Source organism: Paracoccus amoyensis, assembly GCF_014490725.1.
Classification (GTDB): Bacteria; Pseudomonadota; Alphaproteobacteria; order Rhodobacterales; family Rhodobacteraceae; genus Paracoccus; species Paracoccus amoyensis.
Window position 1 is genome coordinate 251,623 of the sequence record NZ_JACOQL010000004.1, and the last position, 16,117, is coordinate 267,739.

Here is a 16,117-nt window from a genome sequence, read left to right on the forward strand (position 1 = left end):
CCGGGGCCTTTTCGTTTCTGGCGCCTGCTTCTGTGGACCGATATGGATCAGGCCAGACGTGCAAATTCGATCTTTGGGCATCGGTCCTGCACAACGGTAATGCTGTGACCCCGCGCTTTTTCTGCGGCCCGGTCATCGCGCACACCAAGCTGACACCAGATGGTTCGCAGTTTGGGCAGGTGCTGCAGCGCCTGGTCAACGATGTCTGACACGGCTTCTGGGCGTCGGAAAATATCAACCATATCAACATGTTCCGATGTAGGGATATCGGCCAGGCTTGCATAGGTCTTTTCGCCCAGGATGGTTTTGCCCGCATGTCCGGCATTGACGGGAATTACCCGCATGCCCATTGCCTGCAAATAACGGGCGACCCCCCAGCTTGGTCTTGCTTCATTCGGCGAAAGCCCGACCATGGCCACGACCCGCGTCGTCGCCATGATCCGTGCCATGTCGTCGTCTTCATCAGCATAATCGTCTAGCTGGATATTCATCGCGAGCCCCCTCTCGTTCTGAACGTGGGTATAATGTTTCATATAAAAGGCGCCCGGTCCATATGATTGGCCGGGCGCAAGTCGCGGAACGAGGGACAGTGATCCGAACATGACCGTTCCGGGGTCACGTTCTTTAGGGTAAATGGGCATCACCTATGAAAAGTTCCAGTCCCGTAGCGACTTTGTGATTCCAGATCACGTGAATGCGAGGGGTGCCACCAGTGTCACCGGCTTTGCCAGACCGAGTGCGCGCGGGAAAGAATCGGCCCGGTGTCCCGGCTGAATTCCCGCTGCGCCGCGCGCGAGCGAAGCAGATAGATTCGATGATCTATGACAACAAAGTAGTTCGGGTCACCGATCAGAAACCGGCCTTTTGACAGTTCAACCGGGCAATAGCCGTCAAAGACGGGCGTATAAGTGCGGGGATCGGCCTCGAACCGGGCACGGTTTTCTTCGCTGGCAAAATGCCAGACCTTGCCTTTCCACATGGTCGCGATGTCGCTGCGGCCGGGCAGGGCCTGATTCTGCCGGATGTAGCCGACCGGATCGAAGCCCTCTAACGCCCAGTCCTGTGCAGCCGCTGGCAACGCGGATGCAAAGGACAGAAAGAACAGGATAAGCAGGTTTTTCATGGCCGCGTCAGATTCGAAGACTCCTAAGCTGGTGGTCTACCCCATGATTCTCAACTTTCCTGCGGCGTATGTCGCAGGGATGTGATTTAGCCGCGTCCCGCCGCATACAAGGCCACCGCCGCCGCGTTCGAGACATTCAGCGATCCAAAATCGGCTGCAAAGGGAATGCGGGCGACATAGTCGCAGGTTTTCATCGTCAGTTCACGCATGCCCGGCCCTTCGGCCCCCATGACCAGACAAATCGCGCGACCGGGCAGGTCGTTCAGCAGGGTTGGCAGCGTTTCCTCGCCCGTGCCGTCAAGCCCGATCAGGATGAAGCCCATCCCCTTCAGTTGCGTCAACGCCTCGGCCAGATTGGGGACGCGCAGATAGGGCTGCCGCTCCAGCGCGCCAGAAGCAGTTTTTGCCAAAGCCCCGGTTTCGGGGGCAGAGTGTCGGGCGGGTGCGATGACGGCCCGCGCGCCAAAAACCTCGGCCGATCGCAGAATTGCCCCGATATTGTGGGGATCGGTGACGCGGTCCAATGCCACCAGCAACGGGCGCTGTTCGCCGGGGGCTTCGCGCAGCGCAACTTCGCTGAGGCTGCCCCATTTCAGCGGCTTCACCTCTAACGCTGCACCCTGATGAACACTGTCGGGGGCAAGCGGCACGACTTTGCCAAAGACACGCGGATCGGTGATTTCGGGTTCCATCCCGTGCAGATCGCCCAGACGATCCACCGCATTTTGTGTCACGACCAGCCGCAGCTTTTCCCGCGAGGGATTGGCCAGTGCGTCACGAACGGCGTGCAAACCGAACAGCCAGACGGTTTCGGCCGCGGCCGCGCGACGCGCACGTTCCTTGTCGATCACCCAGGTGGGCTTTTTCGATTTTCCAGAATTTTCAGCCATTGGATGATCCTTTTGTCAGGCTTCTTAATCGCCCGTTAGATAGCTTTCGCGCAAGACCCCGAAATCTGCTTGACGCCCCCTGATCTGGCAGCTAATCACCCCCCCACGCCGAGGCGTTCGGCGGGCGACGTGCTGCAAGGTGCGGCAGCGGACTGTAACTCCGCCGGGGAGACCCATGCCTGGTTCGATTCCAGGGTCGCCCACCACTTTCTTTCAAATCAAATGATTAGACGCTGAATTCAAGTGGTGCGCCATCTGAGTGAGCCAAAAGATGCGTCGAACATCCTATCTGAGTCGTTCTCGTCTCGGGCGGCCCGCCGCCTGCGCGACACTATCAGGTTCATTCGCGTCCGAAAGACCGCCAGACTTCATCGGCCGGGATGCCTTTCCAACGGCCAGATCTCGGCGGGCGGTGAGTGTGAAAAATTACGTTTGCATTTCTTGCCAAGCTGACAGGACATCAGCTGAGAGCATTCTGTTTACCGGGATTTCGGATGCGGCTATTGTGAGTCTAATTTGACGCCTGCATTTTCTGGAGCCGCCTTATGAACGCACCGCTTCGCCAGTCCGAGCGTCTTGGTCGGCTGACCACCGAGCTTGGGCCTGACGTTCTGTCGCTGCTGCGCTTTGACGGCGAAGATCATCTCAACGATCTGTTCGAATACCGGGTCGAGGCGCTGGCCACCCGCGACGACCTTGATTTCGATGCGTTGGTCGGCACCCATGCCACGGTCGAGATCGAGGGCCGCGAGGGGGTTCGAACCTTCGACGGGATCGTCACACAGGCTCGATGGGCGGGGTCTTGAAGAAATTTATTTTCACGCACAACGAGACTGGACCTGTAAAGTAGAAAACCACCACACAACGCGAATCGACAATATGAAGATCGAATCTGTCGGAGCTTCCAGCCTGACCGAGATAAGGCTTTCGGATATTCACAACATTGGAATGAACATGGTTGTGAATGTCAGAGTTGGTCCCGAGGGAGCATTTGTTCGCCATCCTAGAACACAGGATGCGGAGGGTATTCGCGAGGCAAGTTATGCGTTTTCTGAAGCAAGCCAAGATTTATCGGGTAGCGGGAACTATGCACTGAGCGCGTTACAGAACATTTCGATGGCTGCCGGAAAAAACTTGGATGTCAACGCCGATAGAGACATTGCCGTCTCGGCGGGAGGCGACACAACCACGACCATTCGCGGAATGACGACGCACAGTTCGGGCAAAGACCACATGCAGCTTGTGGGTGGTTCGATGCGAATTGAAGCGCACGAAGGGCTGCATCTACGCTGCGGCGCCTCGGAGCTAATCTTAAAGCCGGATGGAACCATCTTACTGAACGGTCGGAGTCTTGGACAAGCGTTTACGGATGATATCAAGCTGACAGCAACGCGGATTGACCTGAACTGATGCCGAAGAAAGGGCTCCTTTTCATTGTAATAGCAACCCTACTTGGTGCGATTGGAACGGCTACAATTCTTTCGGCGGACAGCCATCAGGGAGAGGCGACGGTGAAGGCTCATTTGACGTTGTATGTTGGCGGGGAACTGCTCAGGGATGGAGGAACAGTGATTGTAGCTTCGATACCTGTTTCATATAAAGAGTTACGCTCTTTTACTGGTGAAAATCCGACTACAGATGATCCAGATAATACAAAAAAGAGCGAACTTTCCAGCGACGATTTACTATTTGGCGCACGCGTTTGGGGACGAGTAAATTTTGTTGAAATGTACTACCCTGAGGGGGGTACGTTTGGTTTCAATTTGGTGGTAGATCTAAACGAACGAGTAGGCTCAAAGCTAATTACCGAGCGGGTTCTTGTTGGTGATGGCGGTTGGACGAACTGGAAATCCGGAGAAGACCACATATGGCCAGATGTTTCGACAATATATGTCGATGGACCTGTTGCACGTAAGAGCGAAGGACAGCTTGTTCGATCTGTACAGGGAAAGATAATGAATTTAGGTCCTAATGATTTTTCTTACCAAGGAGCAACTGTCTACATTCCCACAGCTGAACAATTGAGTGAAGGTACGTGGGGAAAGTTTTATGAGTGAGATTTTTGTCCATACTAGATCCTTTCATCCCGACAAAAATTTTGGTGTGGGAGGACTTGGATTTGAAGGGGACAACAGAAAATTTTCTGTCGCAATTGATGACCTGACTTCAAGAATATATCATTATATTCCAATCAATCTGCAAATTGGCAAGGCCGGCCAACCAGTCTGTGATTCCGATCATTCCCAAAACGCTATTGCCCATCATGCTGTCAATGCGGCCGTCGATGCAGCCGAAACGGTATCTCGCTCTCCCGTCCGCTTGCCGGATGCGCCCCCGATGCAAAACGATTATGCGCAGCCTGAACGGTCGGAGTCTTGGGCAAGCGTTTACGGACGATATCAGCTGACAGCAACACGGATCGACCTGAACTGATGCCGAAGACAGGGCTCCTTTTCATTGTCATAGCGACCCTACTTGGTGCGATTGGAACGGCTACAATTCTTTCGGCGGACAGCCATCAAGGAGAGGCGACGGTGAAGGCTCATCTGACGTTGTATGTTGGCGGGGAACTGCTCCGGAACGGAGGGACCGTGATCGTATCCTCAATCCCGATACCTGTGGATGAATTACGCGCAATGACGGGTCCCAATCCGGCGGCTAAAGACGCAAATAACGCCAAGCGGGAGTATCTAGACCAAGATGACATCTTGCTTGGAGCTTATGTTACGGGGAGAGCTAATTTCGTTGAGATGTATTACCCTGAGGGAGGAACGTTCGGTTTCAATCTGGTTGCAGATCCAAGAGAAGCAACAATAACTGAATTGATAACGGAACGTCTTTTGGTTGGTGCTAGCCGCTGGCCAGATCCAAAAAACCCTGGTGTTTGGATAGAAGCGGACACCTCAACTATTTTTGTAGATGGCCCCAAATCTTCCAAAAATGAAAGCCGACTCGTTCGAGTGATAGAATCCAGGGTGAACCAGCTTGAGCCGGCGATTGTCCGGTACAATGGGGTGCGTGTTAAGATTCCAACTAGTAGTCAATTGAATAGCGCTTCATCCGGTGAGATTGAATGAGTATCGTAAGTATTTTTACGAGATCATTTCACCCGGATAAAAACTTCGGTGCGGGAGGGCTCGGGTTTGAAAGGGATAATCGCGATTTTTCACTTCAAAGAGGAGTCACTTCGAGAATATATCACATAATAGATATTGATTTAACTGTCGGAAAGATTGTGAAGGTTTTCTGCGATTCCGATCACTCTCAAAATGCGGTCGCCCATCATGCTGTCAATGCGGCCGTCGATGCAGCCGAAACGGTATCTCACTCTCCCGTTCGCTCACTCGGCACCGGCCTGGCACTTGCACCAGGAAATCTTTATGTAAACTATCCCGATGCCAGCGGGCAAAGGCAGGTCCGTAGCTTTTACGTGGGACCGCCCAGCTCGTCAGCCGATTTTTATATACAAGTAGGAGGAGGAGGATCAGCAGGAAAACAGCATTGGGATATGATATATTACATTGTTATCAAAGCTGGAGATTTGCCTGGGCAGGGGGCGGCCGAGACTCTAGGTAGAAGAGTGCTGAGACAAGCTGTTAGATCAAGCAGTTTTATTATCCGCCGCGGCTTCGGGCTTCTGACTCTCGGCGGCGCTGGATATGATGTTACTGTGAGGGTCGGTCGCGAGACCTACAGGAACCAGTTTCTCGATCAAGAGGTGCTTTCCGAAGAAGGTATGGCCCGAATTCGAGAGGCTGCTGAGGATGTTTGGGAATACATGAAAGAATAGGCTGACAAACCATGGAACTGGTGTATTGAGGTGGATTCGTACGGCTCTGAGAGCTCTTCTCGATTATGGAATCGGTTATATTTTATGGGCACTTGGAGGGCTGGGTATAGGCATAGGGATACAGATGGACGTGTGGCCATTAGCGGTTCTTGGATTGTTTATGATTTTATGCGGGTTTTGGCTTGTGGGCGCTTAAGGAAAGGACGACTGCAACATATTTTTAACCTGACCGGTTTGATTTCGAATCGGCCAGGTTCGTCATCCAAATTACTGCGAGTTTTTTATACTATTTTAAGGAAATAGATCTGAAAGTACGGTGTTGGGCATGTAGGGTTTAGTGAATATATTAATTTAATATAAGAAAATACACTAAAACGTATTTTGTCCTAATTATGTGTCAGGAAAAATGTGGAATACATATGATCGATCCGGGTAAATTAAGATGATTTCCTGATATTAACAGAAGCAGTGAAATCAGAAAATTGAAGGGCAAATATATAGACATGCCACGCTCCACCCGCCTTGGCGATATCGGTTCCGGCCACGCTTGTCATTTCCCGCCGACGCCCAGCATCGAAGCGTCGCCGGACGTCAACATTGACGGGATTGCAGCGGTGCGTCAGGGCGATGCCTACGGCCCGCATGGCTGCCCGTCCTGCCCGGCCCCGGCACATGGCCGGGCTCTCTCCGGGGGGTCTGGTTCGGTGTTCATCAACGGCCAGCCTGCCGGTCGGGTGGGCGATGCGATTTCCTGCGGCGGGGCGGCAGATGCGGGTTCCTCGACGGTGTTCATCGGCGACTGATCAGGTCACGGTCATGCGGCATGAGATTCACCGACCTTACAGCTTTCATCGGCCCAGTAAAAATTTCCTGCCCCGTCACAGCCAACAACAATCTCGGTTGAGGCCGAGAGATGGTTACGATTGCCGCCAAGCTGCGCATGCTTCTTTCCCCATGTGTGCATCGTCAAAGAAACATTCTGCATTGGTTCAACGATAGCCTACTTGCTGCGCTTGGCGTGAAGTCCAATGGATTGGTATTCCATATGCCCACTCAACCTTCCGGCAGTTGCTATTGCCGAAATGCGTTCGGCTTTTCGGCAGCGGGGGTGGCACTAAGCCGGTCCCATCTTTTGTGCTGTGCCGTATCGTTTTCGGCTATAAACGCCGCGTGACTCTCGCCTTCTTTCCATGACCGCCATGCCGTATTCCGCCCTCACCGCTTATCCGCTTCGTTCTGCCCGCGTCCATGAAGTGACCGGTCCGTCTGCGGCCAGCTTTGTGTTGTGGAGCGCCCAGCAGATGCGCGCGGATCTTCTGTGGGTGCGGGAAGGCTGGCGGTCCGAGCAACTTAATCCGCTGGGGTTTGGCGGTTTCGATCCGGCGCGGCTGATCATGGCCGAGACACGAGAGCAGACAGAAACGCTGGCCGTGGCCGAAGAAGCCCTGCGCGATGGTGTCGTCGCCATGGTCGCGTTGGAGATCACCGCGCCGCTGAGTCTGACCGCCGGGCGGCGGTTGCAGCTTGCGGCTCAGGCCGGAGGTGCCACGGGGGTCTGTCTGATCCCTGAAGGCATGGGCAGCAATGCGGCCGAGACGCGCTGGCATTGTGCACCGGTCTTCGACAGGGACGACTCGACTCTGCAATGCTGGCGGCTTATCAAGAACAAATCAGGAACACTAGGATCTTGGCATGTTCGATGGGATGCACAGGCGTGTCGTGTCGCTGTGGTTCCCCCGGCTGGCAACGGACCGGGTTCTGCGGGCGCGTCCGACTGATCGCCCCTTCGTTCTGACGCTGACGGAAAGCAACACCAATCGGGTCTATTGCCTGAATGTGGCGGCCGAACGGCAGGGCCTTTATCGCGGGATCAGCTTTTCGGACGCACGGGCCTTTTGCCCCGGACTGGTCAGCATGCCCGCCCGGCCCGATCTGGAGGCACAGTTCCTGACCGTCCTGCGGCGGTGGGCACTGCGCTGGTGCCCCTGGGTGGGGCGCGAGGGGCGTGATGGTCTGGTGCTGGACGTGACCGGCTCGGCGCATTTGTTCGGCGGGGAAGAAGCAATGCTGAGAGAGATGCGACAGCGGCTGGCCCGCACCCGGCTCTCCGTCCGAATCGGGTTGGCAGAGACGCGGGGCGCAGCCTGGGCGCGGGCACATTATGGCGAAGGTGCCGCGCTGGCCGATCTGCCGGTCGAAGCGTTGCGGCTGGACAGCGACACGGCCATCGGGTTGAAACGCATGGGGCTGCGGCGCATCGGCCAGCTATCTGCGACACCGCGCGCGCCCCTGACGCGCCGTTTCGGGCCCGGTCTGCTGATGCGGCTGGATCAGGCGCTTGGGTATCAACCCGAACAGATCAGCCCCGAGGTCGAGCCGCCTCATTACGGCGTGCGCATGACCCTGCCTGAACCGATCGGACTGGAAAGCGATGTGATGGCGGCGGCGGATCGCTTGCTGACCCGCCTGTGCGACAAGTTGCGTGCGCAGGATACGGGCGCGCGGGTGCTGTGCCTGACGCTGCGGCGGGTCGATAGCCACGCCCAGCAGGTCGAACTGCGTCTGGCCCGTCCGATGCGCGATCCGGCCCGCATTCTGCCGCTGTTTCAGCGGGGCGTGTCGCAGGTGGATGCAGGTTTCGGCATCGATCAAGTCCGGCTGGAGGCGGTGCAGGTCGAACCGCTGCTTTCTGAACAGCTCAACAGCACCGGCACCCGCGATCCGGGACGGATGAATGATCTGATCACCCGTATTGGCACACGAATCGGGTTGGACAACGTGCGGCGGTTCCTGCCCGCTGACAGCCATATCCCAGAACGTGCCTTTATCATCGCGTCAGCGGCCTATTCGCAACCAGACAGCAACTGGGCCAGTCCGCATCCCAGACCCGTTCTGATCTTTCCGCCCGAACCGATCATCGCCACCGGCCCGCGCCCGCCCGAGCATTTCCGCTGGCGGCGGATGGCGCTGACCACCGGACGCGCCACGGGCCCCGAACGGATCGCGCCGGAATGGTGGCTGGATGATCCGAATTGGCATAGCGGTCTGCGCGACTATTGGCGGGTCGAAACAGTGCAGGGGCGGCGGTTGTGGCTGTTTCACACTCCGCAAAATCCCGGCTGGTTCGTACAGGGGGAATTCGCATGAATGCGCCTTGCTACGCTGAACTCTGTGTCACCACGAATTTCACCTTTTTGACCGGCGCTTCTCACCCCGAAGAGCTGATCGCCCGCGCCGCCGAACTGGGGCTGGAGGCCATCGCCATCACCGACCGCAATTCGCTGGCTGGCGTGGTGCGGGCCTATCGCGCGCTGCAAATCCTGAAAGAAAAGGCAGAAGACAGCATTCGCATCCGCTCGCAACACCGGGTGGACAATTCTTCGCGGCAGGAAACCGGATCGCCCGGCGATATTCCGCGCCCGCCCTCGCCGCATCTGCCGAAGCTGATCGTCGGAACCCGGCTGGTGCTGCGGGATGGGGCGGCGGAATGGATCGCATTGCCCACCGACAAACCGGCTTACCAGCGGCTGACGCGGTTGCTGACCCTTGGCAAGCGGCGCGCAGGCAAAGGGGAATGCCATCTGGACATGGCCGATCTGCTGGAGGATTGCACAGGGATGATCCTGATCGCATTGGCCAACGGGTCTCCCGGCGTGGCGGATGAGATCGCGCAGATGCGCCACCGCTATCCCGGTCATGTCTTTACCGGCGCCGCGCCCCGCTATGACGGATCGGATCAAGCCTGGCTGGCGGATTGCGCACGGCTGGCACGGCAGACCGCCGCGCCCATGGTCGCCTTGGGCGATGTGCTGATGCACCGCGCCAGCCGTCGCCAACTGGCCGATGTGTTGACCTGTATGCGGCTGGGCTGCACCATCGACCAGATCGGCCGGAACGCCTTGCCCAATGCCGAACGCCGCCTGAAAGGGGCTGCGGATATGGCGCGCATGTTCGCCGATCATCCCGCCGCCCTGCACCGCACGATCCAGATCGCGGATCTTTGCAGCTTCGATCTTGGTCAACTCAGCTATGATTACCCGGACGAAATCGCGGATGACGAAAAGCCCATGACGCGGCTGACCCGGCTTGCCAACGAAGGTCTGGCGCGGCGCTATCCGAACGGCGCCACCGACAAGGCGCGACAGCTGATGGCCAAGGAACTGGCCGTGGTCGAGGAGCTGAACTTTCCCGCCTATTTTCTGACTGTCCATGACATCGTCCAATACGCCCGCTCGCAAGGCATCCTGTGTCAGGGGCGCGGGTCGGCGGCCAATTCGGTCCTGTGTTATCTTCTGGGGATCACCGATGTGAAACCCGAACTGATCGGCATGGTGTTCGAGCGTTTCATCTCGCGCCACCGCGGCGAGCCGCCCGATATCGACGTGGATTTTGAACATGAACGCCGCGAAGAGGTGATCCAGTGGATTTATCGCAAATACGGACGCCACCGCGCCGGCCTTTGCGCGACGGTGATCCATTTCCGCTCTCGCGCCGCGATCCGCGAGGTCGGCAAGGTCATGGGGCTGAGCCAGGACGTGACCGCAGGTCTGTCGGGGCAGATCTGGGGCTATTCCAACGACGGTCCCGACCTTGACCGGGTGCGCCAGCTTGGGCTTGACCCCTCGGACCGGCGCCTTGCCCAGACCCGCGGCTAATCGGCGAGATCATCGGCTTTCCGCGGCACCTCAGCCAGCATGTCGGCGGTTTCGTCATCACCAAGGGCCGGTTGGACGAGATGTGTCCCATCGAAAATGCCGCGATGGAGGATCGCACCATCATCGAATGGGACAAGGATGACATCGACGTTCTGAAAATCCTCAAAGTCGATGTGCTTGGCTTGGGCATGCTGACCTGTATCCGCAAGGCTTTCGGGCTGCTGGCTGTTCACGAACACCTGCCACTTTCGCTGGCGACCGTCCCGCCCGAGGATGAGGCGACCTATCAGATGCTTCAGGTGGCCGATGCGGTGGGCGTCTTTCAGGTCGAAAGCCGGGCGCAGATGAACTTCCTGCCCCGGATGAAGCCGAAGGAATTCTATGATCTGGTGATCGAGGTCGCCATCGTCCGCCCCGGCCCAATTCAGGGCGGCATGGTCCAGCCCTATATCCGCCGTCGCCAGAAGCTGGAGGCACCCGAACCCTTCGGCCCCGCGCTGGAACAGGTCACGCACCGCACCCTTGGCGTGCCGCTGTTTCAGGAACAGGCCCTGCAAATCGCCGAGGTCGGCGCCGGCTATACCGCCGAAGAAGCCGACAAGCTGCGCCGCTCACTTGCCAGTTTCCGGCGCATGGGCACGATTGGCGAGCATCGCGACAAGTTCATCGCCGGCATGCTGGCCAACGGCTACAGCGAAGATGTCGCGGCCCGCTGCTTTGGTCAGATCGAGGGTTTCGCGGATTACGGTTTTCCCGAAAGCCACGCCGCGGCCTTTGCGCTGCTGGTCTATGTCTCGGCCTGGCTGAAACGCCATCATCCGGCGGTCTTTGCCTGCGCATTGCTGAACAGTCAGCCGATGGGGTTCTATGCGCCCGCCCAGATCGTGCGGGACGCGCGCGAACATCAGGTGGAGGTGCGGCCGATCTGCGTGAATGCCAGCGCGTGGGACAATACGTTGGAGCGCCGCAGCGACGGGGCGCTTGCGTTGCGACTTGGGTTTCGCCAGATCAAGGGCTTCCGGCAGGAGGACGCGGATTGGATCACCGCTGCGCGCGGCAACGGCTATCGCGACCCCGAAACCGTCTGGCTGCGCGCCGGCATCGCCCCTGCTGTGTTGGAACGGCTGGCCGAGGCGGATGGTTTTGCAGGGATCGGCCTGACGCGCCGTGATGCGCTGTGGCAGGTTCGGGCGATCCGTTCCCCCGCGGCCCTGCCGCTGTTCAACGATCCCATCGACGGCGAGGCAATTGCCGAGCCTGTCGTGACCCTGCCGCAGATGCAGATCGGCGAAGAGGTGGTCGAGGATTATGTGGCCACCCGTCTGACCTTGCGCGCGCATCCGATGGAGCTGTTGCGCCCCACACTGCCCGGCCTGACGCGCCATGACGCACTGGCCTGCGCTCCGCTGCGACAAACCACCGTCTGCGGCCTCGTTATCACCCGCCAACGCCCCGGAACGGCATCTGGCGTTGTCTTTCTGACGCTGGAGGATGAAACCGGCGTGTCGAACGTGGTTGTCTGGCGCAAGATATTCGAAAAATTTCGCCGCACCGTCATGGGCGGTCGCCTGCTGCGCGTCACCGGACGGTTGCAACGCGAGGGCATCGTCGTCCATCTGATCGCCGAGGTGATCGAGGATGTGTCGCATCGCCTGTCCGATCTGGGCCATCCCATGGATACCACCATCGGCCAGACCACGGCCAAAACTGACAACGCCCCCAAACCTTTGCCAGCGCCCCGCGCCATGCATCCCCGCGACCAAGCCAAACGCCTGTTCCCCAGCCGGGATTTTCACTGAAGAGGAAAAAGAATGCGCCACGCGGGCACGACGAATGGCGGGAATGACGCGCTGTATCACAGCATGAGAGAGAGGTGACGAAGGGCGGCTTTGGACCGGTTTCAACCACAACACCTACTTCGCGATGAGTTGTGCCGGCCGACCATCCAACAAGGCAGATCGAACTTGCGAAAAGCGTTCCTCGATACGACAAAAAGATGCGACCGCTGTGAGGTGAGTTATATCAATGATTTATGAAAGTGCTGACCGTCCCAGGGTCGGCCATCACGTTCTTTCCTGAAAATCCCTGAGATGTGGGGCCGGCGCTGGCAAACGACTGTTGCGTCGGCTTTATTCGTCCACGACATTCAGGATTTGCGGCAGGGCAGGGCAGGGCAGCAGCTGGTTTTTCGCCACATCAGCCAGCGTGTGGTTGTGCAGAAAAACATAGACATGCGCCGACAGGCTTTCCCAAAGGCGGTTTGACAGCGTTTGGGCGCGCGATCCCGAAATCCCGCCCGATGCGCCCGCGCCGATATGCATGGCGCTGACGGTTTCATCGACAGCCTCAAGTATCTCAGCAACGCGGATGGTTTCAGGCGCGCGGGCAAGGCGATAGCCACCACCCGGTCCGCGAACCGATGCGACCAGCCCCGCGCGGCGGAGGCGAACAAAAAGCTGTTCCAGATATGGCAGCGAGATATCCTGACGTTCGGAAATTTCCGCAAGCGATGTCAGATTATCCTTGTTTGCCGTGGCAAGATCGACAAGTGCGATGATCGCATAGCGCCCTTTTGTGGACAGTTTCACAGTCAGATCCCCTTATATCTACGGCATTCCATTGACGGCTGGCGCACGCCCGCGCTATGCCGCCAAGGCACGTTTCTTGCGTAACAGCCGCAGGCATACCAGATAATTGATCTAGAAGTCGCGCGCTAACGCGTCAAGAAACCATTAAATCCCTGAAGGAAGCCGATGCCCGAGCTGATTTTCCCTGGCCCCGAGGGCCGCCTTGAAGGCCGTTATCATCCGCAACCGGGCAAACCCGACGCCCCGATTGCTATCGTGTTGCACCCGCACCCGCAATATGGCGGGACGATGAATAACCGTGTCGTCTATAATCTGCATTACGCGTTCCATAAGATGGGCTTTACCGTAATGCGCTTCAATTTCCGTGGCGTGGGCCGCAGCCAGGGTGAATTCGATCAGGGTATCGGCGAGCTGTCCGATGCCGCCTCGGCGCTGGATTACTTGCAAGCGATGAACCCGAACAGCAAGCATTGCTGGGTCGCGGGGTTCAGCTTTGGCGCGTGGATCGGGATGCAGTTGCTGATGCGCCGCCCCGAAATCACCGGCTTTATCAGCGTCGCTCCGCCGGCAAACATGTATGATTTCAGCTTCCTTGCGCCCTGTCCGTCGTCGGGTTTGATCGTCAACGGCACGGCCGACCGCGTCGCCCCCCCCAAGGATACGCATACGCTGGTCAACAAGCTGCGCGAACAGAAGGGCATTACCGTCACGCACGAAGAAATTGAGGGTGCCGATCACTTCTTCCGCGATGATGAAACGCATATGAAGCCGATGATCGATCTGGTGCAGGGCTATGTGCGCCGTCGCCTGACTGAAAGCAGCCGGTGATACGATTGACTGGCGGGGGCTGGCTGCTGTTCGCGGTCGGCCTCGCCTTTGCTTTGACGTTCCTGTCCGCATCGCTTTTGCAGGATATCGGTGATTGTGCTGCACGCCTTGTTGCGGGGCAGGACATTCAGGACCGGGTCTGGGACCATCTTCGCCCGCTGGATTTCCTGATCTTTCTGGCCTGCGTGATCCCCTCGGCGCTTTGGGCGACTTTCCTTCGCGGTCGCAGACAATGGGCGCAGCTTGGCGGAACGATTGTTCTGGCGGCGATGATTGGGTGGCATATGTATCGCACCTATTCCGGGTTGTGTTCGGTGACGGATCTGTTCGGCAGCCGTGAACTGGTGATCTATGTGTTCTTTGCGCTGCTGATGACCATGCTGATCCGGCGCGGGGCAGAGCTTTGGGCTGAAAGGGCAGGGGAATGAGCGATCTGGACAAATCCTTCGCCTTTCTGTGCGAGGCTGATCGGTTGAAATCCGTTGACCGTGCCAGCGTGCTGATGGACCTGTCCCGGGACGAAAACAGCGCCGAACACAGTTGGCATGTCGCGCTTTACGGGATGGTCTTCGGCGCGTCTGATCGCGCGATCCAGATGCTGCTGCTGCATGACCTGGTCGAGATTGATTGCGGCGATCATCCTATTCATCTTCAGCATGACGCAGCCGCCGTTCAGGCTGCCGAAAATGCCGCCGCCCGGCGTCTGTTCGGGATGCTGCCGCGGGGCGACCAGTTTGCCGATCTGTGGGCTGAATTTGAACAGGCCCAGACCCCCGATGCGCAAATGGCCAAGCGCATGGATCATGTCCAGCCGATCATGCAGGTGCTGTATGCGCCGGTCCCGTTGTCCGATCATCTCGGCATTGTTCGGGGCAATATGACCAGCGGTCGTGCGGCGCGATTGCGTCAGGAATGGCCGGTCATCATGCAGGCCGCCGAATCGTTGCTTGATGGTCGTTCCGTCGATGGCGATCTTGCCAGGCGGCTGGCCTTTCTGGCCGAGGCTGACAGGCTGAAATCCGTGTATCGCGCCAGCCCGCTATGCGATTCATCGCGCCGAGAGAACAGTGCCGAACATAGCTGGCATCTGGCACTTTACGCGTTGATCATGGCGGGCTATGCGGATCACCGGGTCGATATTTCGCGGGTGATCCGCATGTTGATCCTGCACGATCTGGTTGAAATCGACACGGGCGATGTGCCGCTGCATTCCGCAAATGGGCAGGCGCATCATGGTGCCGATCAGATGGCGGCCGAATGCGCGGCGGCGGACCGGATCTTTGGTCTGCTGCCTGCACAGCAGGGGCGTGAATTCCGCGCCCTTTGGGATGAGTTCGAGGCAGACGAAACCCCCGACGCCATCTTTGCCAAGTCGCTGGACAGGGTTCAGCCCGTCATGCAGAACCTCGCCTCGGACGGGGGAACCTGGGCCGAATTCAATGTCACCTATCCGCAGCTTCTGGAACGTGTTGGCAGTCGTATTGAACGCGGTGCACCTGAATTATGGAAGTGGCTGCATCAGCGTGCAACAGTCTGGTTCGCCCAAAGCACCTGAAAGGCCTGCACGCGAGCACGACAACTGCGCGGTTATCGAAAAGAGCGGAACATTTTCATCCCGGTAGGTGTTGAAGATTGGAGATGCAGGTCCAGCATGATCTGCCAATCGCAAGGAGGATGCACAATGTTTAACAAAGTTCATGCCGCTGCGGCGGCTATCATGTTTACTGCCAGCACTGCTGCTTTCGGTCAGGTCATGGTTGGAGAGCAATCGGTGGAAGCAGGCGATCTGCCCGCAGTCGAGGCCCATTGCGCGATGCTTGCCACCGGCGGCACAGAAAGCAACATGGCCGAGGCGGGGATTTCAGGCAATCCCGACACCGCTGGTCAGGAGGCGGACGCGGATGCGGCGCAGCTGGGCTCGACAGCGAATGAAGCTGCGCCAGAAGGAAACGCAGGGAATCCTTCGGCCGAGGCTGATGCCGCCACCGAAGCTGCGACGGGTGATACATCCAGTTCTACGACCGAGCAGGTTGCGGTTGCGGGTAACTCGGGTAACCCGGATGCAGAGGAGGCCTCTGGCGGAGTTAATCTGCAACAGATCACTTTGGCCGAATGTGAGGCTGCCGGTCTCTGATCGCCGGATGACAGGATATCTGACAGGATATCGAAGCCGCCGGGTTCGTCCCGGCGGTTCTCTATATTCCGGGCGCATCTCTGCGCGGTAGATTAAACCAGGCGCTATT

17 protein-coding genes, 1 tRNA gene and 1 pseudogene are annotated in these 16,117 nt (G+C 58.0%); 15 read left to right on the plus strand and 4 right to left on the minus strand.

Annotated elements, in window-relative coordinates:
* Positions 1 to 47 precede the first annotated feature (47 nt).
* The 3 genes from H4P12_RS13760 to rlmB all read right to left on the minus strand — a co-directional run bounded on the left by H4P12_RS13760 (position 48) and on the right by rlmB (position 2,013).
* Positions 48 to 491 (minus strand): CoA-binding protein, encoded by a 444-nt coding sequence (locus H4P12_RS13760; protein WP_187794244.1) that lies wholly within the window; start codon positions 489 to 491, stop codon positions 48 to 50.
* A gap of 224 nt (positions 492 to 715) precedes the next feature.
* Positions 716 to 1,123, minus strand: a complete 408-nt coding sequence (locus H4P12_RS13765) for a YHS domain-containing (seleno)protein (protein ID WP_187794245.1) — start codon at positions 1,121 to 1,123, stop codon at positions 716 to 718.
* An 86-nt stretch (positions 1,124 to 1,209) separates the two neighbouring features.
* Entirely contained in the window at positions 1,210 to 2,013 is an 804-nt protein-coding gene (rlmB, locus tag H4P12_RS13770) for a 23S rRNA (guanosine(2251)-2'-O)-methyltransferase RlmB (protein ID WP_187794246.1), read from the minus strand.
* 122 nt (positions 2,014 to 2,135) lie between these two features.
* On the opposite strand from rlmB, the gene H4P12_RS13775 reads away from it, so the two are divergent.
* The 11 genes and pseudogenes from H4P12_RS13775 to H4P12_RS13825 all read left to right on the plus strand — a co-directional run bounded on the left by H4P12_RS13775 (position 2,136) and on the right by H4P12_RS13825 (position 12,257).
* Positions 2,136 to 2,219, plus strand: a tRNA-Tyr gene (locus H4P12_RS13775).
* 339 nt (positions 2,220 to 2,558) lie between these two features.
* A complete protein-coding gene (locus H4P12_RS13780) occupies positions 2,559 to 2,819 on the plus strand; it encodes a contractile injection system protein, VgrG/Pvc8 family (RefSeq protein ID WP_246449295.1) in 261 nt (86 codons plus the stop codon).
* Positions 2,737 to 3,423 (plus strand): bacteriophage T4 gp5 trimerisation domain-containing protein, encoded by a 687-nt coding sequence (locus tag H4P12_RS13785; protein ID WP_425498221.1) that lies wholly within the window; start codon positions 2,737 to 2,739, stop codon positions 3,421 to 3,423. The genes H4P12_RS13780 and H4P12_RS13785 overlap by 83 nt, the downstream gene beginning before the upstream one ends.
* Positions 3,423 to 4,070: a hypothetical protein gene (locus H4P12_RS13790; protein ID WP_187794248.1), complete on the plus strand. Its 648-nt coding sequence runs from the start codon at positions 3,423 to 3,425 to the stop codon at positions 4,068 to 4,070. Before H4P12_RS13785 ends, H4P12_RS13790 begins: the two co-directional genes overlap by 1 nt.
* Positions 4,063 to 4,446 (plus strand): hypothetical protein, encoded by a 384-nt coding sequence (locus H4P12_RS13795; RefSeq protein ID WP_187794249.1) that lies wholly within the window; start codon positions 4,063 to 4,065, stop codon positions 4,444 to 4,446. Before H4P12_RS13790 ends, H4P12_RS13795 begins: the two co-directional genes overlap by 8 nt.
* Complete coding sequence (locus H4P12_RS13800; protein ID WP_187794250.1) at positions 4,446 to 5,090, plus strand: hypothetical protein; 645 nt, start codon at positions 4,446 to 4,448, stop codon at positions 5,088 to 5,090. The genes H4P12_RS13795 and H4P12_RS13800 overlap by 1 nt, the downstream gene beginning before the upstream one ends.
* Complete coding sequence (locus tag H4P12_RS13805; protein WP_187794251.1) at positions 5,087 to 5,803, plus strand: hypothetical protein; 717 nt, start codon at positions 5,087 to 5,089, stop codon at positions 5,801 to 5,803. Before H4P12_RS13800 ends, H4P12_RS13805 begins: the two co-directional genes overlap by 4 nt.
* Before the next feature lie 503 nt (positions 5,804 to 6,306).
* The gene (locus H4P12_RS13810) at positions 6,307 to 6,606 is read left to right on the plus strand and encodes a PAAR domain-containing protein (RefSeq protein ID WP_187794252.1); all 300 of its coding nucleotides are present in this window, start codon (positions 6,307 to 6,309) and stop codon (positions 6,604 to 6,606) included.
* A 387-nt stretch (positions 6,607 to 6,993) separates the two neighbouring features.
* Positions 6,994 to 7,581 carry an ImuA family protein gene (locus tag H4P12_RS13815; RefSeq protein ID WP_343069832.1) on the plus strand — a complete coding sequence of 196 codons (588 nt, stop codon included), beginning with the start codon at positions 6,994 to 6,996 and terminating at the stop codon, positions 7,579 to 7,581.
* Entirely contained in the window at positions 7,496 to 8,950 is a 1,455-nt protein-coding gene (locus tag H4P12_RS13820; protein ID WP_187794253.1) for a Y-family DNA polymerase, read from the plus strand. Before H4P12_RS13815 ends, H4P12_RS13820 begins: the two co-directional genes overlap by 86 nt.
* Positions 8,947 to 12,257: pseudogene (locus H4P12_RS13825) on the plus strand (error-prone DNA polymerase). Before H4P12_RS13820 ends, H4P12_RS13825 begins: the two are co-directional and overlap by 4 nt.
* 330 nt (positions 12,258 to 12,587) lie before the next feature.
* Here the strand turns inward: H4P12_RS13825 and iscR are convergent.
* Positions 12,588 to 13,046 (minus strand): Fe-S cluster assembly transcriptional regulator IscR, encoded by a 459-nt coding sequence (gene iscR / locus H4P12_RS13830; RefSeq protein WP_187794254.1) that lies wholly within the window; start codon positions 13,044 to 13,046, stop codon positions 12,588 to 12,590.
* Between the two features lie 165 nt (positions 13,047 to 13,211).
* Here iscR and H4P12_RS13835 point away from each other — a divergent pair, with 165 nt between their 5' ends.
* The 4 genes from H4P12_RS13835 (at position 13,212) to H4P12_RS13850 (ending at position 16,008) form a co-directional block, all read left to right on the plus strand.
* A complete protein-coding gene (locus H4P12_RS13835; RefSeq protein WP_187794255.1) occupies positions 13,212 to 13,874 on the plus strand; it encodes an alpha/beta hydrolase in 663 nt (220 codons plus the stop codon).
* Positions 13,871 to 14,302 carry a hypothetical protein gene (locus tag H4P12_RS13840; protein ID WP_187794256.1) on the plus strand — a complete coding sequence of 144 codons (432 nt, stop codon included), beginning with the start codon at positions 13,871 to 13,873 and terminating at the stop codon, positions 14,300 to 14,302. The genes H4P12_RS13835 and H4P12_RS13840 overlap by 4 nt, the downstream gene beginning before the upstream one ends.
* Positions 14,299 to 15,429, plus strand: coding sequence for an HD domain-containing protein (locus H4P12_RS13845; protein WP_187794257.1), 1,131 nt, complete (start codon positions 14,299 to 14,301; stop codon positions 15,427 to 15,429). Before H4P12_RS13840 ends, H4P12_RS13845 begins: the two co-directional genes overlap by 4 nt.
* Positions 15,430 to 15,555: 126 nt before the next feature.
* Positions 15,556 to 16,008 carry a hypothetical protein gene (locus H4P12_RS13850; protein WP_187794258.1) on the plus strand — a complete coding sequence of 151 codons (453 nt, stop codon included), beginning with the start codon at positions 15,556 to 15,558 and terminating at the stop codon, positions 16,006 to 16,008.
* Positions 16,009 to 16,117: the final 109 nt, after the last annotated feature.